The 21,654-nt window shown below is 35.2% G+C and carries 19 protein-coding genes; all 19 read left to right on the top strand.

The window, feature by feature from the left end:
- Window positions 1-11 precede the first annotated feature (11 nt).
- The 19 genes from AC1VAQ_RS09640 to AC1VAQ_RS09550 all read left to right on the top strand — a co-directional run bounded on the left by AC1VAQ_RS09640 (window position 12) and on the right by AC1VAQ_RS09550 (window position 21,524).
- Window positions 12-443, top strand: a complete 432-nt coding sequence (locus tag AC1VAQ_RS09640; RefSeq protein WP_302597224.1) for a MarR family winged helix-turn-helix transcriptional regulator — start codon at window positions 12-14, stop codon at window positions 441-443.
- Between the two features lie 14 nt (window positions 444-457).
- Window positions 458-1,861: an MATE family efflux transporter gene (locus AC1VAQ_RS09635; protein WP_302597223.1), complete on the top strand. Its 1,404-nt coding sequence runs from the start codon at window positions 458-460 to the stop codon at window positions 1,859-1,861.
- A 289-nt stretch (window positions 1,862-2,150) separates the two neighbouring features.
- On the top strand, window positions 2,151-3,200 hold the full coding sequence (locus AC1VAQ_RS09630) for an ABC transporter substrate-binding protein (RefSeq protein WP_302597222.1): 1,050 nt from the start codon (window positions 2,151-2,153) through the stop codon (window positions 3,198-3,200).
- A 133-nt stretch (window positions 3,201-3,333) separates the two neighbouring features.
- Window positions 3,334-3,741: a bacteriohemerythrin gene (locus tag AC1VAQ_RS09625; protein ID WP_303244171.1), complete on the top strand. Its 408-nt coding sequence runs from the start codon at window positions 3,334-3,336 to the stop codon at window positions 3,739-3,741.
- 243 nt (window positions 3,742-3,984) lie between these two features.
- A complete protein-coding gene (gene yidA / locus AC1VAQ_RS09620) occupies window positions 3,985-4,791 on the top strand; it encodes a sugar-phosphatase (RefSeq protein ID WP_479903846.1) in 807 nt (268 codons plus the stop codon).
- Window positions 4,792-4,833: 42 nt separating this feature from the next.
- The gene (locus AC1VAQ_RS09615) at window positions 4,834-5,778 is read left to right on the top strand and encodes a carbohydrate ABC transporter permease (RefSeq protein WP_479903845.1); all 945 of its coding nucleotides are present in this window, start codon (window positions 4,834-4,836) and stop codon (window positions 5,776-5,778) included.
- Window positions 5,778-6,599: a carbohydrate ABC transporter permease gene (locus tag AC1VAQ_RS09610; RefSeq protein WP_302597218.1), complete on the top strand. Its 822-nt coding sequence runs from the start codon at window positions 5,778-5,780 to the stop codon at window positions 6,597-6,599. The genes AC1VAQ_RS09615 and AC1VAQ_RS09610 overlap by 1 nt, the downstream gene beginning before the upstream one ends.
- A gap of 50 nt (window positions 6,600-6,649) precedes the next feature.
- Complete coding sequence (locus AC1VAQ_RS09605; protein WP_330697533.1) at window positions 6,650-8,002, top strand: ABC transporter substrate-binding protein; 1,353 nt, start codon at window positions 6,650-6,652, stop codon at window positions 8,000-8,002.
- A gap of 83 nt (window positions 8,003-8,085) precedes the next feature.
- Window positions 8,086-8,769, top strand: a complete 684-nt coding sequence (locus AC1VAQ_RS09600) for a glycerophosphodiester phosphodiesterase (protein ID WP_302597215.1) — start codon at window positions 8,086-8,088, stop codon at window positions 8,767-8,769.
- Window positions 8,770-8,930: 161 nt separating this feature from the next.
- Window positions 8,931-9,461: a GNAT family N-acetyltransferase gene (locus tag AC1VAQ_RS09595; protein WP_302597214.1), complete on the top strand. Its 531-nt coding sequence runs from the start codon at window positions 8,931-8,933 to the stop codon at window positions 9,459-9,461.
- 48 nt (window positions 9,462-9,509) lie between these two features.
- Complete coding sequence (locus tag AC1VAQ_RS09590; protein WP_302597213.1) at window positions 9,510-11,321, top strand: MutS-related protein; 1,812 nt, start codon at window positions 9,510-9,512, stop codon at window positions 11,319-11,321.
- A 103-nt stretch (window positions 11,322-11,424) separates the two neighbouring features.
- Entirely contained in the window at window positions 11,425-12,210 is a 786-nt protein-coding gene (locus AC1VAQ_RS09585; RefSeq protein WP_302597212.1) for an AAC(3) family N-acetyltransferase, read from the top strand.
- Between the two features lie 66 nt (window positions 12,211-12,276).
- Complete coding sequence (locus AC1VAQ_RS09580) at window positions 12,277-13,134, top strand: endonuclease/exonuclease/phosphatase family protein (RefSeq protein WP_479903844.1); 858 nt, start codon at window positions 12,277-12,279, stop codon at window positions 13,132-13,134.
- 12 nt (window positions 13,135-13,146) lie between these two features.
- Window positions 13,147-13,992, top strand: coding sequence for a PHP domain-containing protein (locus AC1VAQ_RS09575; protein ID WP_302597209.1), 846 nt, complete (start codon window positions 13,147-13,149; stop codon window positions 13,990-13,992).
- Window positions 13,993-14,022: 30 nt separating this feature from the next.
- On the top strand, window positions 14,023-15,177 hold the full coding sequence (locus tag AC1VAQ_RS09570) for an alanyl-tRNA editing protein (protein WP_302597208.1): 1,155 nt from the start codon (window positions 14,023-14,025) through the stop codon (window positions 15,175-15,177).
- A gap of 175 nt (window positions 15,178-15,352) precedes the next feature.
- The gene (locus AC1VAQ_RS09565) at window positions 15,353-17,674 is read left to right on the top strand and encodes a glycoside hydrolase family 95 protein (protein WP_302597207.1); all 2,322 of its coding nucleotides are present in this window, start codon (window positions 15,353-15,355) and stop codon (window positions 17,672-17,674) included.
- A 137-nt stretch (window positions 17,675-17,811) separates the two neighbouring features.
- Window positions 17,812-18,771, top strand: coding sequence for an ABC transporter permease (locus AC1VAQ_RS09560; protein ID WP_330697532.1), 960 nt, complete (start codon window positions 17,812-17,814; stop codon window positions 18,769-18,771).
- A 12-nt stretch (window positions 18,772-18,783) separates the two neighbouring features.
- The gene (locus AC1VAQ_RS09555) at window positions 18,784-19,674 is read left to right on the top strand and encodes a carbohydrate ABC transporter permease (protein ID WP_302597206.1); all 891 of its coding nucleotides are present in this window, start codon (window positions 18,784-18,786) and stop codon (window positions 19,672-19,674) included.
- Between the two features lie 113 nt (window positions 19,675-19,787).
- A complete protein-coding gene (locus tag AC1VAQ_RS09550) occupies window positions 19,788-21,524 on the top strand; it encodes an ABC transporter substrate-binding protein (protein ID WP_302597205.1) in 1,737 nt (578 codons plus the stop codon).
- Window positions 21,525-21,654 lie beyond the last annotated feature (130 nt).

Here is a 21,654-nt window from a genome sequence, read left to right as displayed (position 1 = left end):
AGGAAGTCATTATGAAAGAGTATTCAGGAAAACTGATTTCAATTCTTTATAGAAAAAGTCAGATATTTTGGGCACAAACCCTCAAGGCATATGATATTGCATCAGGTGAATATCCTATTCTTATCGTGCTTAACAGACAAGATGGGATTACCCAGGATGAAATTGCATCAGAGCTTGGAATCGATAAATCTGCTATTACAAGGGTTGTAAAATCCTTATTGGAAAAGGGCTTTATTGAGAGAAAAAAGGACCTGGAAGATTTAAGATGCAATCGTATTTATTTAACTGAAAAGGGACGTGAGAGCTGGGAACCTATTCAAAAGGGAAGAGAAGAATGGGAAGCCATCATGTCTAAGAATCTAAAAAAAGAAGAAACAGAAGAGGTCATAAGAATTTTATCTCAAATGGTAGAAAATATCGAAGAGTACTTTGAAGAAGATTAAAGGAGTTTGACAAAATGAGAAATATAGGCGGAAAAAATCCGTTAGGAGAAGAAAATATCAATAAGCTATTAAGGCAGTTTGCCGTACCGAGTATTATTGCTATGCTTGTAAGTTCACTTTATAATATCGTGGACCAGTTCTTTATTGGAAGAAGTGTAGGGGAGCTCGGAAATGCAGCCACTAACATTTCATTTCCACTATCTATTTCATGTGTAGCCATTGCGCTATTATTTGGGATTGGTGGAGCAGCAGCATTTAATATATCTATGGGTAGAAGCCATACTGATAAGCAGGAAAAAGAAAAGGCAGCATTTTACATGGGAAATGCAATAACAGTGTTATTTGGATGTGGCCTTGTATTGCTTGTAATCACACAGCTCTTTTTAACACCATTATTAAAATTCTTTGGTTCACCAGATAATGTATTAGAGCATGCTAAAGTTTATACAAGAATCGTATCATTTGGGTTCCCATTTTTAATTCTTGCAACAGGTGGGGGAAATCTCCTTCGTGCAGATGGACGTCCTAAGTATACAATGACTTGTAATATTGTAGGTGCACTTGTAAATACTGTTCTTGATGCCTTATTTGTATTTGTTTTTGATTGGGGTATGGCAGGGGCAGCTTATGCCACAATCATTGGTCAGATAGTATCTTTTAGTATGGTCGTATTTTACTTAACACGCTGCAAAAGTGTAAAGTTAAGAAAAGAACATTTAGTATTAAAAATGCAGTATGTGAGCCGCATTACTTCTTTAGGTGCTGCACCATGTAGCAATCAATTAGCAATGATGGTTGTACAGATTGTTATGAATCAATCATTAAAGCACTATGGTGCATTATCTGTATATGGAGAGGCAATTCCTATTGCCTGTGCAGGAATTATTTCAAAGGTAAACATGCTTTATATGTCATTTATCATCGGACTTTCACAAGGCTTACAGCCTATCGTAAGTTATAACTATGGTAGCGGCCAGCATGGGCGCGTGAAAAAGGCTTATTTACTTGCATCTGCATATGGACTAGGGATATCAGTTATTGCCTTTAGTTTATTCCAATTTGCACCAAGACAAATCATTTCTATTTTTGGAAATGGCTCAGATGCTTATTATGAGTTTGCAATTAAATATTTTAGAGTCTTTTTATTCTTTACAATGATTAACTTCATTCAGCCAATTACATCAAACTTCTATACAGCAATTGGCAAGCCAGTGGCAGGAATCTTTTTATCCTTAACAAGACAGATTATTTTCTTATTGCCATTATTAATCATTATGCCAATGTTTGTTGGAATTGATGGCATTATGTACTCAGGACCTATTGCAGACTTTATAGCAGGTTTTGTATGTATTATTATGATTGTCATGGAACTGAAACGAAAAGAATATAAGCAAGAAGCATGTCTTAGTGCGTCTTAATATATTAAATAGGATATTATAACAATACAAAAAGTTTGTCACGAAACTAATCGTGACAAGCTTTTTGTATTTAGATAATAATTCTTCCTAAATAAAGGAGAATATATTATAATAGGTAGGTTCTTATGGAAAACAAACTAAAAATTTATGATATGTATGTCATTAAGTTTTTTCTTCTCAGAATGCTACAGCATTAAAGGTTACAAGTGCGGCATTTATAATAAGGTATATATACTTACATAAAATAAGTTGGGCTAGGATAAAAATAGAGAAAGGAAATAAAAATTACATGAAGAAGTTTAAAAAATTAGTAGGTGTAGCAGGCTGCATACTTGCAGTTAGTATGTTAGCAGTAGGTTGTGGGAAGCGTTCAGAAACAATTACTTTCTATAACTATGGAGAAAATATTGATAATGAAACACTTAAGGAATTTGAAAGGGAATATGGCATCAAAGTAAAAATGAGCACATTTGATGATATGGAAACGATGTATCAGAAGATTGCTGGCAGTGGGGTACAATATGATGTGATTTTAGTATCAGATGCCTTAATGCCTAGAATGATTGAAGAAAACCTTCTTCAAGAGCTTAATAAAGATAATATCCCTAACATTGCACAAATGGACGAAGAATACTTAGATTTGGGAATGGACCCAGGTAATAAGTACTCAGTTCCGTATATGTTTGGAACGGTAGGGATTATTTATAATAAAGATGTGGTAACAGAAGGTGTGGATAGTTGGGATATACTATGGGATGAAAAGTATAGAGATCAAGTCTTTATGTTTGATACTTATAGAGATACAATCGGGGCAGCTTTAAAGAAATTAGGTTATAGCCTGAATTCTTCAAATCCAGATGAAATTGAAGAAGCAAAACAATTATTATTAGAACAAAGAGCATTAGTTGACCCTAAATATGGTGTTGATAATGGCACAACAATGATTGCAGATGGAGAAACAGCTATTAATATGATTTGGTCAGGTGAAGGGCTTAATCTTCAAGATGAATATCCAAATTTAGAGTATGTTGTACCAAAAGAAGGGGCAAACTTCTGGATTGATAGCTTATGTATCCCAGCTAATGCTGTTAATGTAAACGGAGCAGAGAAGTTCATTAACTTTATCAGTGATAAAGAAAGTGCACTTAGAATAGCAGATGAGATTGGTTATACAACACCAAACAAAGAAGCTAGACTGGAGCAAGATGAACATATTAGAAATAATCCTAATGCTTATATGACAGAAGAAATTATGTCACGTTGTGAGTTATACACAAATTTACCTCTTGAGGTAAAACAAATGTATGATGAGGCTTGGACTCAGATTAAAGTAAATTAAACGACTTGATATATTGCCTTCTATAAAATCTAAATATGAAAAATATGACTATAACCTAAGAAATATAGGGAGTAGTCATATTTTTTGTATATGATATAATAAAAGGAAAATATATGAATTTGGAGGGTGAAGCATGATTCAGTGGAAAGAGTCCTATAGGATAGGTGTAGATATTATTGATGAACAACACAAGAAATTATTTGATTTAGCAGAAGAAGCAGAGGGGATGCTAGAACTGCCAGAACACTCAGATAAATTTGATGAGATTGTAGAAATTGTAAATGAATTAAGAGACTATGTAAAATATCATTTTGCAGAAGAAGAAAAGATATTATTTGAGATTCAGTATAGCAAATTCTTTAAACATAAAGTTGCACATAATGACTTTGTAGATTATATTTATAAATTAGATATGGATGAGATTGATAGACATCAAAATGACAAAATCCTCGAGCTTTTAAGGGCATTAAATGATTGGCTAGTAGAACATGTTTTAGTGGAAGATAGGCAGTGGTCAGAAGTTTATAAAACTAAAATGTAAATAAAATTGAAATACTCAGAATGAATATTAACAGGGAACAGTTGATAGCTATATTTAAATGAAAGCTATCAACTGTTCTCTTTTTAAAGGAGGCGTTACGAACAAATTTCGTAGCGCCTCCTTTTATATATTAAATTTGTGTAAAGGGGTATTTTACATTAATTTAAAATAACACAAATCTACATTTAATTTGGACAAGTTATGATGACATTAGTAGAAATGTTAAACATGAGGAGAAAAGATATGTATAAACTGATTGCAGTTGATATGGATGGGACATTACTTAGAAGGGATGATACCATTTCAAAACGAAATAAAGAAGCGATACGAAAAGTGCGTGAAAAGGGCGTTAAGGTTGTAATTGCTTCTGGAAGGCCTATTCATGGTTTGGAACGCTACTTAGAGGAGTTAGAATTTGTAGCGGAAGATGAATATGTGATGAGCTATAACGGAAGTATTGTACAAAATGTAAAGACAAAGGAAGTTATTGCAAAGAACATGCTTAAGGGGAATGATTTACATCGTTTATATGAACTGGCACAGAGGTTAGAGATTGATCTTCATGCTTTTTTGATGAAGGGATGTATTACACCTCGGATGAATGAATACTCTCAGTTAGAAGGAAGGATGAATAACATTCCTATTTATGAAATGAATTTTGAGGAAATTGCTATACATGAAGAGATTATTAAGGTGATGTATGTAGGGGCACCTAAGGAAATTGACCGTGTGATTAGGCAACTTCCTGAAAATTTATATAAGGATTATAACGTTGTAAGGAGCATGCCATTTTTCTTAGAGTTTTTAAGCAAAGCATCTGGAAAGCAAAAAGGTATAAAAACACTTGCAGAACGATTAGATATTGCACCTCATGAGGTCATGTGCATTGGTGATGCAGGAAATGATGTAGAGATGTTGCAATATGCAGGTCTAGGTGTCGCCATGGGAAATGCTTTTGAAGAAGTAAAACAGATTGCAGACTATATTACAAAAACCAATGAAGAAGATGGCGTGGCATATGCCATTGAAAAATTTGTGAATGTAGGTTAGAAAGATAGATTAGTTTAACCATTTTAATAAGGAGGATGTTGGATGTCAGAAATAGCTTTAGAGTCATCATTAGAAGGAACCTTGAAAGTAAGCAAAGCAAAGAATCCTATATTAAGTAGGACGAAATTAGGCCATAAGGAGAAATTAGTACCGTATTTGTATTTATTACCAAGTTTTATCTTGTTTGGATTATTTGTATATTATCCATTCTTTAAAACGATTTATTTAAGTTTCAACCTTACAAATCGTAGGGGAGAAGCTGTAGAGTTTGTGGAGCTTGAAAATTACATAGAACTACTTACTTCAGCCAGTTTTTATAATAGCTTAGGAGTAACCTTCAAGTTTGCCATATTGATTATTATTCCTACAATGGTCATAAGTTTAGCACTGGCGCTACTTGCAGATAATAAATTAAAACATAATTGTATTTATGAGCTGATGTTTTCAATGCCAATGGCTATTGCATCAGCACCGGCAGCAATGATTTGGATACTTATTTTTCATCCGACAAATGGGATTGCTAACTATTTGCTAAATACAAATATAAGGTGGCTAGCGGATCCTAAAGTAGCTATTTATGTGGTGGCTTTCGTGACAGTATGGCTAGGCCTTGGAATGAATTTTATTTTCTTATTTACAGGGCTTAAGTCTGTACCTAAGGAACTAATTGAAAGTGCCAATATAGATGGTGCCAGCTATTTGCAAAAGGTTAAAGCCGTTATTTTACCGCTTTTAACACCACAGCTTTTCTTTGTACTTTTCATGAACTTAGTAGGTGCTTTTCAGGCATTTGGCCAAATCAAGCTTTTGACACAAGGAGGGCCAGGGGATTCTACCAATGTGATTGTTCATTCTATTTATAGAGATGCGTTCTTTAATGGTAGGTTTGAAATGGCGAGTAGTCAATCTATTATTTTATTTTTGATTGTTTTTAGTATGACACTCGTACAGTTGGCATTTGAGAAGAAAGGAGTGCATTACAAATAATGAGTTCTAAAGGTAAAAAAATCATTTTAAACAGCATAAGTATTATTGTTGGCTTATTAATTATTGCACCTATTTTATATGCTTTTTCGGTTAGTTTAATGAGTGCAGCAGATATGTCACAGAATCCGCCTAGGTTTTTACCAAGTGCACCGAGTCTTAGAAATTATATTAGGGCCTTGGAGATGGTACCTTTTACAAGCTTTTTAAAGAATAGCTTTGTCGTAGGAATCTGTGTGACAATAGGTCAGCTTATTACATGCAGCCTTGCGGCCTATGCCTTTTCTTTCTTTGAGTTTAAAGGAAAAAATGTACTTTTTATGGCTGTTTTAGTCACAGTTATGATTCCAGGCGAAGTCATTATTGTAGCAAATTATTTAACTGTAAGTAACTTAGGGTGGTTAGATAGTATGAAGGCGCTTATTATTCCATTTTTAACATCTGGAATGGGGATTTTCATGGTAAGGCAGTTTTATTTAACGGTACCTAAAGATTTACAAGAAGCTGCGGCACTAGATGGATGTGGTCATTTTAAGTTTTTAACTTCAATTATTATGCCGATTTCTAAACCGGTTATGGCATCATTAGGAATCTATGTTTTTATTAATACATGGAATCAGTATATGTGGCCTCTTTTAACAATTAATGATCCAAGTAAGAGAACTGTTCAAATTGGGATTAGCATGCTGCAGTTTTCAGAAGGGAATAACTATGAAATTGTATTGGCAGGTGCACTCATGATTATTATTCCATCGATTGCAATATTTATTTTAGGACAAAAGCAGCTGGTAGATGGAATGGTAGCAGGGGCAGTAAAAGGATAAGAAAGATTAAAGATAACAATATACATAAGAGGAAAATAGGAGAGATGAAGATGAAATTAGTAAACAGAGTTTTAGGCGCAAGCTTAGTTGGTATGGTGGCTATGGGAAGCTTGGTTGGATGTGGTGAGACAACGAGTGCAAGGGCAACATCAGCAGCTAGTGAGGCGCCTGTTGAGATAGTCTTTTGGCACTCTATGGGCGGTGTTGGCGGTGAGGCATTGCAGCAATTAGCGGATGGATTCAATAGTTCACAGGATAAAATTAAAGTAGAAGTGCAGTATCAAGGAAGTTATGATGAGGCTATTAATAAATTAAAGAGTGCTTCATTAGGCGCAGCTTCTCCGGATTTAATGCAGCTTTATGATATTGGAACACGCTGGATGATTGATAGTGAGTATGCATGTAAAATGCAAGATTTTATTGATGCAGAAGGGTTTGATACGAGCGAATTAGAAGAGAATATTTTAGCATATTACTCTATAAATGATGCGTTATATTCAATGCCATTTAATAGCTCAACGCCGATTTTATACTATAATAAAGATCTTTTTAAAGAAGCAGGGCTTGACCCAGAGGTAGCACCAAAGAGTATTGAAGAAATGATGGCATACTCTGAGAAGTTAGCTAAGAAAGAGGGCAACAATGTGACCACATATGGGGCAAATATTCAAATTTATGGTTGGTTCTTTGAACAGTTCTTAGTAAAATCAGGACTTGACTATGCTAATAATGGAAATGGGAGAACAGATGCGGCTACAGCTGTAAGCTTTGATGAAAATGGGGGAGGCCTTCGCATTATGGAAAAATGGCTTGAGGCAGTAGATGCGGGGAACATGGTGAATTTAGGACGTGATGAAGATGTAAATAAAGATGCCTTTACAGCAGGGAATTCAGCAATGCTTTTAGGTTCTACAGCTTCACTTTCAACAATCAAAGCAAGTATTAATGGCAAGTTTGAATTAGGAACAGCGTATTTTCCAGGTGTAACAAATGAGGATCAAGGCGGTGTTTCTATAGGTGGCGGCTCACTTTGGATTATGGACAAAGAAGATGATGCAAAGGAGCAAGCAGCATGGGAGTTTGTAAAATATTTGATTTCAGCTGAATCACAAGTTAAGTGGTCAAAGGCAACGGGTTATTTCCCTATTACAACTAAAGCTTATGATTTACCAGAAATGACTGCGCATTTAGAAGCGCAACCAGAGTTTAAAACAGCTATTGATCAGCTTCATGATAGCAAAGGTAGCACAGGTGCACTTTTAGCAGTATTCCCAGAAGCTAGAGCATGTATTGAAGAAAATATTGAGAAACTGCTAAACCATGAATTAACGCCAGAAGAAGCTGTAAATGCCAGTGCACAAACCATTAACAAAGCTATTGAAAGATATAATAAGACAAAGTAAGATAAAATAATAGTTTAAGTAGTAGTAAGTTATAGATAGCACAAATAGATTAGGTAGATATAAGTTTATAGGGGGAAGGTTTTATGACTTTAAATATAGCGCATAGAGGTGCGAGTGGCCATGCACCAGAAAATACAATGGTAGCCTTTGAGAAGGCCATTGAACTTGGCTGCGATGGCATTGAAACAGATGTACAGATTTCTAAAGATGGTGTATTAGTTCTTATTCATGATGAAAGAGTTGATCGTACCACAACGGGTACTGGCTATGTGAAGGCGCATACATTTGAAGAATTAGATGCTTTAGGTGTACCTGCACTAGAAGAATTGCTGATATTAGCGAAAAAACATGGGATTTTGTTAAACTTAGAGCTAAAAAATACAATTGTACAGTATCCTTTATTAGAAGAAAAGGTGATTCATATGATTATGGATTATGGCATGGAAAAGCAAGTGATTCTTTCAAGTTTTAATCATTATTCTATGGTAAAATGCAAAAGCATTCAGCCTACAATTGAGACAGGACTTCTTTATATAGAACCGCTGTATGAACCAGAAAAATACTGTTTAAATGCCGGAGCTAATGCAATTCATCCAGATTATAGAACGCTTAATAAGGAAGTTGTTGCAGCAGCCCATGCAAAAGGAATTAAGGTAAATCCATATACAATTAATGAAAAAGCAGATATTGCATATATGATTGAAATTGGTGTAGATATGATTATTTCTAATTATCCAGACCGTGTTAAAGAACAACTAAATAAATAAGAGAAGATAAAACCTGTTAATGAAAAGGAGGCATCATTAGCAGGTTTTATTTATATATATAATTAGATAACTTTAAAAAATATAGTCTATCTAAGCAATGAATGTTTATAATAAAAGGTAGAAGTTCTAGAAGAAGATAAAAAAGAAAAGAGGGGTAGGGGATGAAATTAGAAACCAAAAGATTAGAAATTGTACCATTAGAAAAAAAATATGCAAAACAATTACTTGAATTATGGCAAGATGAAGAAGTGATTCGTTATACCAATGCTATGAAATTATCTGATGTAGATGCTGTAAGAGATAAGATTGACATATGGCTCAAAAATGAAGAAAAGAGTGCGCATATAGGACATTTTGTTGTTTTAAAAAATAAGGAAGTTATAGGCGTCATAGGTATTCCAACAGTTGATGATGATGGGGAAAAACGTGGTTTTTATTATCAGCTTATTAGGCGATTTTGGAATAATGGATATGGCAAGGAAGCTGCTAAGGCAGTTTTAGAATATGCATTGAAAGAGGTGAAGGTCAAAGTATTATTTGCAGATGCTGTTACTGTTAATGAAGCTAGCATTAAGATTTTAAAAGATTTAGGATTTGAACTAATTGGCATTACACGTAATGGATTTACTGTAGACGGAAGACTATATCATGTCATGCATTTTGAATATAAGGGAGATAACATATGCGTATGACATTTTGTCAACAGAAATTAATTTGGAGGAATAAAATTAGGAGAGCATATGAAAAGAAAAACGTATTTAGAACAAGTAGAGATAAGTCGTAAGAAGATTCATAGCCTTGAACGAAGGATTGGGAAGCTTGGTAGCTTAAGAGTAGTGAGCTTCTTAGGCATGTTGGGGAGCTTAATTATAGGACTCGCATGGCAAGAGAAAATATATTATTTAGGCATTATACTTTTTTTAGGGATTTTTATAATTTTAATTAGACGCTACAATCAGTTAAATGAACAAAAGCAGTATGAACAGGCAAAACAGATAGTACTCGAGGGAAATTTAAAGCGTTTAGACAAAGGCTGGCTAGATTTTGAAGAGGATGGCAGTCGTTATGCAGATGACGCAATTCCTAGAATTAAGGACTTAGATTTATTAGGAAAAGGGTCTGTTTTTCAATATCTTTGTGTAGCACATACGCCTTATGGAAAAAAGGCATTAGCACAGGCACTTGTACAGGGCGTGAAACAAGAGGAGATTAAAGCAAGGCAAGAGGCCATTAAAGAGTTAGCACAAAATGAAGATTTTGCACTTCATTTAAAGACGCTTAGTCAGCTTATAGCACTTAAGAAGGAAAATGTAGATGAAGCTAGTATTACAGCATTCATAGAGATTTTAGGGAAGAAGAAACAGGGACAAAGTAGAGGGCTAAAAGTACTTAGCTTAGTGATCCCCTTTGTGGCGTTATTTTCTGTGGTAGTGATTGTTTTAAATGGTGAAAGCAAATTATTTGCCTTAACAGGCAGTACATCTATTACAATGCAGATTGGACTAGCATTCTGTTATTTTAGAAAACATAGTGAAATTTTTGATATTATTTTAAGATTTAGCAGAAATATAAATGTATATAAAAACTTTCTTCTGGCTATCGAAGAAAAGGAATTTGAAAGTAGCTATTTAAAGGCATTAAAACAAAGTATTTGTGAAGAAGGGGGCCCTAAGGAAGGATTAGAAACCCTCTATAAACTATCGGAAGCCTTAAAAGTTAGATTAAATGCTATTGCATATATGGTGGTAGCAGGATTTTTAATGTGGGATTTTCATTGCAATGATGTATTTGGTATGTGGTGCAAGCAGTATGGGAAATCAGTAGATAAATGGCTAAGTGTAATGGGGGAGATAGAGGCATTGTTAAGTTTAGCAGTACTTTGTGATGTAAAGGAAGAATATAGCTTCCCAGAGGTTGCAGAAAAAGATAAACCAGCTATTCATTTTAGTGCCTTAAAACATCCGTTGATACACGAAGCTATTGGAAATGACCTAGATATTCAGTCTGAAACATGTATTATTACAGGATCTAATATGTCAGGTAAGACCACATTTTTACGTACCATAGGCGTGAATTTAGCACTTGCTTATGCAGGCGCTCCTGTTTTGGCTAAGGACTTTTTTGCTACAAGAATGGAAGTACAGACTTCTATGCGTATGCAAGATGATGTCAATGCAGGTATTTCTAGTTTTTATGCAGAGCTTTTGCGTATTAAGGGGATGATTGATGCCTCACATACAAAGCGTCCAATGTTAGTACTAATTGATGAAATTTTTAAGGGAACTAACTCAGCAGATCGTATACTAGGTGCCAAGGAAACCATTAATGCCTTAGAACAGCCTTGGGTGATTGTGATGGTCAGTACGCATGACTTTGAACTTTGTGAACTTGAGATGCGTACAGAAAGGAAGCGAAAGGTTTATAACTATCATTTTGAAGAATATTATAAAGATAACCGCATTGGCTTTGATTATAGGTTAAAGAAAGGGCGATGCAGGACAACTAATGCACAATTTTTATTAAAGATGGTAGGGATTACAGGTAATAAGTAGTGTCCATACTCATAATAAATTTTATCTTGTAAAAAATAAGGAGATAAGTTAGACTAGTTATTAAAAATATACATTATTTCTAAAAATTATGAGGGAAAATAATATGGCATATACGAAACAAGATTTACTAAATTATCTAAAAGAATTACATGTTGACCCTAAGGGGACATTACTTGTACATTCATCTATGAAGAGTATAGGTGAGGTAGAAGGCAGAGCTGATACTGTGCTGGATGCTTTAAGTGAATATATGCAAGATGGTTTATTGGTGCTTCCGACACATACCTGGTCTTATATTAATGCAGATAATCCTAAATTTTATGTAACGGATTCTAAAGTATGTGTAGGGATTTTACCTGAGCTATTTAGACAACGAGAAGGTGTTATTAGGTCTTGGCATCCCACCCATTCTGTAGCGGCATTAGGAAAAGAGGCCGCAGCATTTGTGAAGGATAATGAACTTTGGGATACGCCTTGTGCAAGAAAGTCACCATGGGGGAAACTTCTAGATCGTAAGGCACAGATTATGCTTTTAGGCGTAGATCTTAGAAGAAATACATTCATTCATGGCGTAGAAGAATGGGTAGATATACCAGGTAGAATGACGGATACAAGAGAGGCATTAGTTGTAGTAACGCCAGAAGGCAAGGAAATTAGCGTACCATCTAGAAGGCATCATGGCGATCACTGGTCAGAGTATTTCTGGAAAGTTGATGAATTTTTAGAAGAGAAAAAAGTAATGAGAAAAGGAAAATTTGGAGATGCTATTGTACGTATTTGTGAAGCAGCACCTATGACAGAAGTTTTAAATGAACTTCTTGCAATTAATCCAAATTTATTTTCTAATAATGATCCTTTTGAAAAAGAAAAGTACATGGCTATTAAATAATCAAAACAGAGGTTGCGCCAAAATAAGGGTGCAACCTCTGTTTAATTAGGGTAATATAAAATAGAGGTGAAGACAGTGAAAATATTAACTTTAAATACACATTCATGGCGAGAAGAAAATGGAGAATACAAGCTTAACCATTTAGCACAAGTTATTAAGGAAAAGGATTATGATGTTATTGCCCTTCAAGAGGTCAATCAACTCATTCAAATAGAAGGTATTATGCAAGGGTATCTTTCTGCTGAGGGAACAAGGCAAGAGTTTATAAATGGTAAATTTATTGAAGGAACGCCTATTCGTAAAAACAATTTTATTGAAATACTGCTTGAAAAGGTAGCCGCATTAGGTGGACCTAAATATTATTATTTTTGGGACAAGGCTAAATCACTTCGCAGCACCTATGAAGAAGGGTGTGCAATATTATCAAAAGTGCCATTTAAAGAAACGGAAGCCTTTTTAGTTTCAGGTATTACAGATGAGACAAACCCTAAACGCAGGACGATTGTAAAAGGAACAATTGAAGTTGATGGAGAACTTATAGATTTATATTCTTGTCATTTAGGCTGGTGGCATGATGAACTGGACCCAGCAAAGCCTCAAATGGACAAGCTGATGGCTAAGGTAAATATGAAGCGCTTAAGCTTTCTAATGGGCGATTTTAATAACAATGCCAATATAAAAGATGAGGGTTATGATTATTTAATAGACAAAGGGTTAGTAGATAGTTATGTTTTAGCAGAAGAAAAAGATGAAGGTGCTACAGTACAAGGCGAGATTGCAGGTTGGAGCGGCAATAAATTAGATTTGCGTATCGACCTTATTTTAATGAATAGACCAGTAGAAGTAAAAACTTCACGTGTTATTTTTAATGGGCAATATAAGGAAGTTGTATCTGACCATTATGGGGTGGAAGTAGAGCTATAAGGAGGTAGTAACATGCGAGCAGATTTACACGTTCATACATTTTATTCTGATGGAACCATGTCACCAGAAGAAGTCGTTAAGGTAGCTAAGGCAAGAGGTTTAGAGGCTATTGCTATAACAGACCATAATAAGATAAATGCATGGGAGAAGCTTAATAAAGCGGCAGCAGAGGAAGGAATTATGCCTATTAAAGGATGTGAAATTAACTGTAAGTATAGGGGAGAGGTACTTCATCTATTAGCTTATGGCTTTGAGAATACACCTGAGCTTATGACGCTTATTCATCAGGCAGATGATGAAATGCAGCTTATGAGTGAGCATTTAGTTCAAAAACTTGAGAAGGATTATTCACAGGTAAATATGGCGGATTATGAAAAGTATACGTATGATGTACATCAGGGGGGTTGGAAAGGCCTTCACTATATGTTTGATAGAGGCGTTACGAAGAAGCTTTTTGATGGCTTTAGATTATACAGTGCATATGACTGTGATTTTAAAAGTTATAATTTCCCGGAAATAAATGTGCTTTGTCAGGCTATTAAAAAGGCTGGCGGGGTAAGCATTTTAGCACATCCAGGAGAGTATTACAAGCATTTGAATGAAGCAGAAATTAAGGCTATCTTAGAAGATTTAAATCAGCAAGGGATTGATGGCATTGAATGCTATTACCCAACACACACGCAGCTTATGACCAAGACATGTGAAGCATTTTGTGACCAACATAATCTTATAAAAACAGTAGGCAGTGATGAACATGGTGAATTTGGAAAGCATGCCAAGGTAATAGAGCAAACGATAGGGTGTATAAATCAAACTATTTGTGTGGATACTCTTAAAAAGTTAAAGGGAAAATATTAAAAGGATACAAAGTGTGAAGGGAGAAAAAAGGTGACTAAGAAGTTATATTATGACAATAGTTATTTAACAGATTTTGAGGCGAATGTTGTAAAATGCGAACCTTATAAAGAGGGGTATACAGTTGTACTTGATGAGACTGCGTTTTATCCTGAAGGTGGCGGGCAGCCAGCAGATGAAGGCATGCTTAATGATGTGGAAGTGAAGTATGTTTTTATTAAAGAAGACATTATATATCATGTGGTAAATAAGCCTTTTGAAGTAGGCAGTAAAGTAGAGGGAAAAATAAATTTTGAAAGACGATTTGATTTTATGCAGCAGCACAGTGGGGAGCATATTGTATCTGGCATTATTCATGAAAAATATGGTTACAACAATGTAGGCTTCCATTTAAGTGATGATTATATGACAGCTGATTTAGATGGAGAGCTTACAGAAGCACAGATTAAGGAGATTGAAAGCCTTGCCAATGAAGCAGTCTTTCAAAATATTTCTGTTAAGGCGGCGCTTTTTGAACCTGAAGCAATTAAAGACCGTGATTATCGTTCAAAGATAGACATTGTTGGGAAAGTAAGACTTGTGGAAATTGGTCAATATGATACCTGTGCATGTTGTGGAACGCATGTAAATAGAAGTGGTGAAATTGGGATTATTAAATGCATAAGCTGGGAAAGACATAGAGGCGGTATGAGATTAACACTTCTTTGTGGGAAACGTGCCCTTAGAGATTATGACCAAAGATTAATGATTACAAGAGAAGTAGGTGCAATGCTTTCTACTAAAACAGAAAAGATTTTAGAAGCTTTTATTAAACAGCAAGAAGAGCTCGGAAGTCTTAAGCAGAAGCTTGCCGCAGTAACGAATGATTTATTAATCTTTAGAGCACAAGAGTATGTGCAAAAAGGACAAAACTTCATTTATCAAGAGAATTTAACGGCTGATGAGATGAGAAAGCTTTGCGTTTTATTAACAGAGCTTAGTGATGAAGTGTTCTTAGTGATTACTGTTCAAGAGGGGAATATCAAATATGCCCTAGGAAGCAGCAAGGAAGATGTCCGTCCATTAAGTAAGATGCTAAATGAAAGATTCAATGGACGTGGTGGAGGGAAACCAGAGTTATGTCAGGGTAGCCTCACCGGAGAAATTGAAGCAATCAAAACATTTATTAATCAGCAGAGAGAAAACTAAAAAGGTTATAAAAAAGTAGCGATTACATTAAAAATATTGGTGTAGTAGCTACTTTTTTTTGTGTTAAAAAGGAAACTTATATTGCAAGTTGCCTAGTAAAGTAATATATTTATTTATATATTACAAATTAATAAAATTTTTAATATGTTCAATAAAATGTTGAGAGGAGAGGACTATGTCAGAGCAGAAGCTTTGGTACAAAGAAGCGGCTAAAGATTGGAATGAGGCATTACCTTTAGGCAATGGTGCCATAGGCGCCATGGTATTTGGTGAAGCGACTAGGGAACTTATTCAGCTTAATGAAGAAAGTCTATGGTATGGTGGTTACAGAGACAGACATAATAAAGATGCTAAAAAGTATTTGCCACATATAAGGCAGCTTTTATGGGAAGGTAAAATCAGTGAAGCTGAAAAGCTAATTTCTATGAGCATGTTTGCTGTGCCAGATGGACAAAGGCAATATTCTGTACTAGGAGATCTTATAATCCAGTGTTATGGACAAGCTGGTGAAATAACCAATTATAAAAGGGAACTAGATATAGAAAATGCCATTTGCAGGGTGAGTTATACTGCAAATGGTTATGAATATATAAGGGAAATATTTTGCACAGCACCAGATCAAGCACTTGTAGTGAGGTTAAAGGGCTCTAAAAAGCTGGAATTAAGTACTTATATTGATCGCTGGAAGTATGTAGATGAAAAAGAGTATCACAAAGATGGTATGACGTTTCATGGCCTTAGTGGCGGTGAGGGAGGCATTTATTATGCCTATAGTTTAAAGGTCCAGAATATAGGCGGAAGTAAAGAAAATATTGGTGGGAGAATTTATATAAAAGATGCCGATGAGGTTATTATTTATTTAACGGCTACTACCAGTTATAAAGTAAGTGACCCTCAGCGTACTTGTGAGCAGCATTTAGAAGAGATTGCAAAGATAAGATATGAGACTTTATTAGCTAGACATATTGAAGATTATAAAGGTCTTTATAAAAGGATGTCTTTAGAAATCGGAAATTTATCAGACGATAGACAGACAACAAATGAAAATCTAAAGAGACTTACAACAAATGAACGCCTGGCAAGAGTTAAAGACGGAGCCGAGGATTTAGGCCTTATTAACTTGTACTTTAACTTTGGAAGATATCTCTTAATCAGTTGTAGTAGAAAAGGCGGTCTTCCAGCCACCCTTCAAGGAATATGGAATAGCAGTTGGCAGCCACCTTGGGATTCTAAGTATACGATTAATATTAATACCCAGATGAACTATTGGCCAGCGGAGAAATGCAACTTATCAGAGTGTCATCTCCCACTTTTTGAACTACTTGAAAAGATGAAGCCACATGGAGAGGAAACAGCTAGAGTGATGTATGGGTGCGAAGGATTTGTAGCACATCATAATACGGATATATGGGGAGATACAGCACCTCAAGATATGTGGATGCCAGCAACGATTTGGCCCATGGGAGCAGCTTGGTTATGCCTTCATATTTGGGAGCATTATAGCTATACATTAGATGAACAATTCTTAAGAGAAAAATATCACTTATTAAAATCGGCAGGAGATTTCTTCAAAGGTTATTTAATGGAAGATGAGGAAGGCCACTTGGTAACAGGACCTTCAACATCACCAGAAAATACATATATCTTGCCTTCAGGAGAAAGCGGAACAGTATGCATTGGGCCTACTATGGATAATGAAATTCTTTATGAACTTTTTACTGCCATTATTGAGGGCGGCAAAGTTCTTGGAGAAGATATAGCAGAAATTCAGAAATTTGAAGAGATGAGAAGTAGGCTTTTACCACTACGTATTGGTAAGTTTGGTCAGATTATGGAATGGCGTGAGGATTATGAGGAAGCAGAACCTGGACATCGTCACGTATCTCAGCTTTTTGGACTATATCCTGGCACGCAAATTAACGTAGAAGAAACACCAGATTTAGCACAGGCAGCTAGAAATACATTAGAAAGACGCCTTAAATATGGTGGGGGTCATACTGGTTGGAGTCGGGCATGGATTATTAATCTTTGGGCAAGGTTAAAAGATGGGGAACTGGCTTATGAAAATGTGCAACAGCTCCTTAAGAAATCAACGTTAAATAACTTGTTAGATAATCACCCACCGTTTCAAATTGATGGAAACTTTGGAGGGATTGCCGGTATTGCAGAGATGCTACTGCAAGATTATACAAGCCAGACACTAAGTCACACGACTTCTATAGAATTCTTGCCAGCATTGCCTAAGGCATGGAAAAATGGTGAAGTTAAAGGACTATGTACGAAGGGGGGATATGTTGTTGACTTTAGTTGGAGGGAAGGACATTTAAGAAATGCTACAGTAAAGGTACAAAATGGAGGAACTTTACAAATCTATACAAATAAAAGACTTGTGATTATAGAAAAGTCAACACAAATAAATAGAGAATATGAACCTATTGGAGAAAAGGTCATGTTTAGTACAAAGCCAAATGAGGTTTATGAAATAATTGCACAATAGTATCCCTAATTTTTAGAGGTATTCATATGAATATGTCTAATTTCCACTTATAAAAACCTGTATTTTTAGAGGTATAATTAACTCTATATTTATACTAATATATATTTATAGAAAAATTGTATAAATCATAGAGGGGAGTGGTAAATATTTTAGCGAAAACAAACAATAAAACACAACAACAGTATTATAAAGCTTCGTTTGGACAGAAATTAAAAGACCAGAAATATTTGATTGCGATGTCAGCGCCATTTGTTATTTGGGTCCTTGTTTTTAAGTATGCACCATTAGCAGGATGGCTTATGGCATTTCAAGATTATAAGCCGGCAAAGGGGATTTTTGGTTCGAAGTGGGTAGGATTTAAGCACTTTATTACCTTATTTAAGGAAGAGCAATTTTACCAAGCACTAATTAATACACTGGGTATGAGTATTTTAGCTATTGTATTTGGTACACTTTGTTCGATTACATTTGCAATTTTATTAAATGAAATGCGTGGTGTTAAGTATAAAAAATTAGTACAAACTGTTTCATATTTACCTCACTTTGTTTCTTGGGTAGTTGTTGCAAATATTGTAGGACAATTACTTTCACCAAACGGTGTTGTAAACGAACTATTAGTCAATTTACATATTTTAAAACAACCAATCAATTTCTTAGCAGTCCCCAATATGTTCTGGGGTATTGTAACAGCTTCTGATATATGGAAAGAAACAGGTTGGAATGCCATTATTTATTTAGCAGCTATTACAGGTATTGATATGCAGCTGTATGAAGCAGCTAAAGTAGATGGTGCCAATAGATGGCAACAGATTTGGAATATTACACTTCCAAGTATTAAAGGTACAATCATTATCCTTCTTATTATGAATATTGGTGGACTTGTCAACATTGGTTTCGAGAAACAATACTTATTAGGCAACAATATTGTAGCAGAGAAATCATTGGTACTTGATAAATATGTACTTGATTATGGTATTGGTATGATGCGTTATTCATATGGTACTGCAATCGGTATCTTCAAGTCAGTTGTAAGTATCATCCTCATTTGGTTTGCAAACCGATTGGCGAAAAAATCAGGTGAAGGTCAATTAATTTAAGGAGGGGAAACAATGTCAGCAGTTAGAAAAAGAATTACTATACCAGATGTTATCATTGCAATAATTATGACTATTATACTTATCATTACACTTTACCCCTTCTTACAAGTACTGGCTGTTTCATTTAATGATGCAACGGATACAGTAAGAGGTGGCATTCACTTATGGCCTAGAAAGTTTACATTAAATAACTATAAGGAAATCTTTTCTTCGAATACAAAGATTATAACAGGGTTCATGGTTTCTGTATCAAGAACTGTAGTTGGTACTCTTATAGGGGTTATATGTACAGCAATGCTTGCCTATACATTAAGCCGAAAAGACTATGTGTTTAGAAAACCTATCACAGTACTCTTTGTTATTACAATGTATGTAAGTGGTGGTATGATTCCCGAATATATGGTTATTAAAGGATTAGGATTAATTGGACATTTCTCAGTATATATTTGGCCAATGATTTTAAGTGGATTTAATATCATTGTACTACGTTCGTTTATGGATAATCTGCCTTATGAACTACAAGAATCCGCTAAAATAGATGGTGCTAATGATTTTACTATCTTTTATAAGATCGTTTTACCATTATGTTTACCAGTTATTGCAACAGTAGCATTATTCCTTGCAGTAGGTCAGTGGAATAGTTGGTTTGACACATATTTATATTGTCGTTCAAATGACAGTTTAACAACTCTTCAATATGAACTTATGAAGGTACTTGATAATGCATCAGCAGGTATTAAAGCGGCAGATATCAATTCTCAAGGTATTAAACAAGTAACATCTAATCCAGAATCTATTAAGATGGCAATTACTGTAGTGACTACAGTTCCTATTGTATGTGTTTATCCATTCTTACAAAGATACTTTGTATCTGGTATGACAATTGGAGCAGTTAAGAGCTAGATTAAAGTAAGAGATTTTTCATGAAAGGCAGCTTCAGCAATATCTAAGTAAACTTTTAAGACAGACAGAGAAAAAAAGTACAAATTTAGGTAAAAAAAGAGAGGATGAATGAAATGAAAAAAATGAAGTTTACAGCAATCTTATTATCTATGTGTTGTTTAGGGGGCGTACTTGCAGGATGTGGTAGTGATACAGCTAAAACAGCTTCTAGTGAGCCAGCAGAAACTCAGTCAGTAGCAAGTGAAGCACCAGCCGCTTCAGCAGATGCAGATGGTTTTGTAGGCCTTGAGGATAGAACACCTGTTACACTGACACTATTTGAAAAAGACGTTACAGAAGATATTGAATTCACAGACCCAATTGCTCAGAAAATTACAGAACTTACAGGTGTAACATTAAAGATTGAACATGCTGTAGGTGGGGATGAACAAGCTATTCCACTTATGATTGCTAGTGGCGATTATCCAGATATGATTTATGCAAAAGGTGATGTTAATAAATTAATTGATGCAGGAGCACTTCTTCCTCTTGATGATTTAATTGAAGAAAAAGGGGATAACCTTAAATACTTATATGGCGATATGATGCAAAGACTTAAATTTAGCCAAGATGATCCAACAATCTATACTGTAGGATGCTATGGTGTAAGTACAGCACTTTGGAAAACAGATGGTGTTATGCAAATTCAAAATGCTGTTCTTAAAGATCAAGGTTACCCACTTATTAATACAATTGATAAATATGAAGCAGCACTTCAAGCTTACAAAGATAAATATCCACAAATTGAAGGACAAGACACAATTGGCCTTTGCCTCATGGGTAGTGATTGGAGATGGCTTATCACTGTTGGAAATATAGCCGGTGCAGCAGCGGGCATATTTGATGATGGTGAATGGTCTATCAATGATGATACAGGAGAAGCTAAATACAAATACCTTGAACCAGGCGTTAAAGAATATATGAAATGGCTTTGCCATATGAATGATATCGGCTTATTAGACCCAGAATCATTTACACACCAAGAAGACGTTTACTATGCAAAACTTGCATCAGGTCGTGTACTTGGTAGTGCAACACCTGACTGGGGAACAGGAGATGCTAAAAAAGCCCTCATTGCAGCAGGTCTTGAAGAAAGAACAATGGCAGCACTTAATGTTACTTTAAATGAAGATATTGAGTCTCAATTCTCTAAAGACCCAGGATTCAGTGGTGGTCAAGGTATTGCAATTTGTGCATCTAGCGAAAATGCTGATAGAGCATTTGAATTCCTAGATTGGATGGCTTCTGATGAGGCACAAGTACTTAATAACTGGGGTATTGAAGGTGTCAACTACACAATTGATGAAAATGGTAAGAGACAACTTACTGAAGAAATGCAACAACAAAAAGTGTCTGATAAAGACTTTGTTAAGAAAACAGGTGTTGGTAAATATACATATCCATTCCCACAAAGAGGTGATGGTGCTGTAGACCCAACAGGTAACTACTATTCAACAAACAGCCCAGAACAAGTTGAAGCTGAATTCACAGAGACAGAAAAAGAAACACTTAAAGCTTATGGTAAAGAACTTTGGGTAGACTTCTTCCCAGCTAGAGATTCACTTCCTGTATCTAAACATGGTCAAGCATGGCAATTCTCTATTCCATCAGATAGTGATCTTGCAATCTTCAACAAAAAATCTGAAGATTACATTAAACAAGCTGTAACACAAGCTATTTTAGGAAAACCAGAAGACTTTGATGCAGCTTGGGATACCATTATGGCTAAACTTGATGAAATGGGTGTAGCAGAGGCAAATGCGCAAATGACACAATATACAAAAGATACAATTGCTTTCTGGAATAACTAAACATAAATTATAATAGCATAACAAAAATAAATAAGTAGGACATGTGCAAGCTTGAGAAAAGATAGCTCTTTTGTCAAGCTTGTACTATGTAAGGCATAGTGAAGGATAAAGAGAGAGGGCTAGGGGTAGC

Source organism: Cellulosilyticum sp., assembly GCF_982396655.1.
Note: the sequence above shows the minus strand (reverse complement) of the source record. Positions and strands in the feature narration are given on the sequence as shown.

Bases quoted from the DNA above. Each gene is read 5' to 3' on its own strand.
- AC1VAQ_RS09555 (WP_302597206.1), top strand. From the start codon at position 18,784: ATGTCAGCAGTTAGAAAAAGAATTACTATACCAGATGTTATCATTGCA.
- AC1VAQ_RS09600 (WP_302597215.1), top strand. From the start codon at position 8,086: ATGACTTTAAATATAGCGCATAGAGGTGCGAGTGGCCATGCACCAGAA.
- AC1VAQ_RS09625 (WP_303244171.1), top strand. From the start codon at position 3,334: ATGATTCAGTGGAAAGAGTCCTATAGGATAGGTGTAGATATTATTGAT.
- AC1VAQ_RS09605 (WP_330697533.1), top strand. From the start codon at position 6,650: ATGAAATTAGTAAACAGAGTTTTAGGCGCAAGCTTAGTTGGTATGGTG.
- AC1VAQ_RS09565 (WP_302597207.1), top strand. From the start codon at position 15,353: ATGTCAGAGCAGAAGCTTTGGTACAAAGAAGCGGCTAAAGATTGGAAT.
- AC1VAQ_RS09595 (WP_302597214.1), top strand. From the start codon at position 8,931: ATGAAATTAGAAACCAAAAGATTAGAAATTGTACCATTAGAAAAAAAA.
- AC1VAQ_RS09590 (WP_302597213.1), top strand. From the start codon at position 9,510: ATGAAAAGAAAAACGTATTTAGAACAAGTAGAGATAAGTCGTAAGAAG.
- AC1VAQ_RS09585 (WP_302597212.1), top strand. From the start codon at position 11,425: ATGGCATATACGAAACAAGATTTACTAAATTATCTAAAAGAATTACAT.
- AC1VAQ_RS09640 (WP_302597224.1), top strand. From the start codon at position 12: ATGAAAGAGTATTCAGGAAAACTGATTTCAATTCTTTATAGAAAAAGT.
- yidA (WP_479903846.1), top strand. From the start codon at position 3,985: ATGTATAAACTGATTGCAGTTGATATGGATGGGACATTACTTAGAAGG.
- AC1VAQ_RS09575 (WP_302597209.1), top strand. From the start codon at position 13,147: ATGCGAGCAGATTTACACGTTCATACATTTTATTCTGATGGAACCATG.
- AC1VAQ_RS09630 (WP_302597222.1), top strand. From the start codon at position 2,151: ATGAAGAAGTTTAAAAAATTAGTAGGTGTAGCAGGCTGCATACTTGCA.
- AC1VAQ_RS09610 (WP_302597218.1), top strand. From the start codon at position 5,778: ATGAGTTCTAAAGGTAAAAAAATCATTTTAAACAGCATAAGTATTATT.
- AC1VAQ_RS09550 (WP_302597205.1), top strand. From the start codon at position 19,788: ATGAAAAAAATGAAGTTTACAGCAATCTTATTATCTATGTGTTGTTTA.
- AC1VAQ_RS09635 (WP_302597223.1), top strand. From the start codon at position 458: ATGAGAAATATAGGCGGAAAAAATCCGTTAGGAGAAGAAAATATCAAT.
- AC1VAQ_RS09615 (WP_479903845.1), top strand. From the start codon at position 4,834: ATGTCAGAAATAGCTTTAGAGTCATCATTAGAAGGAACCTTGAAAGTA.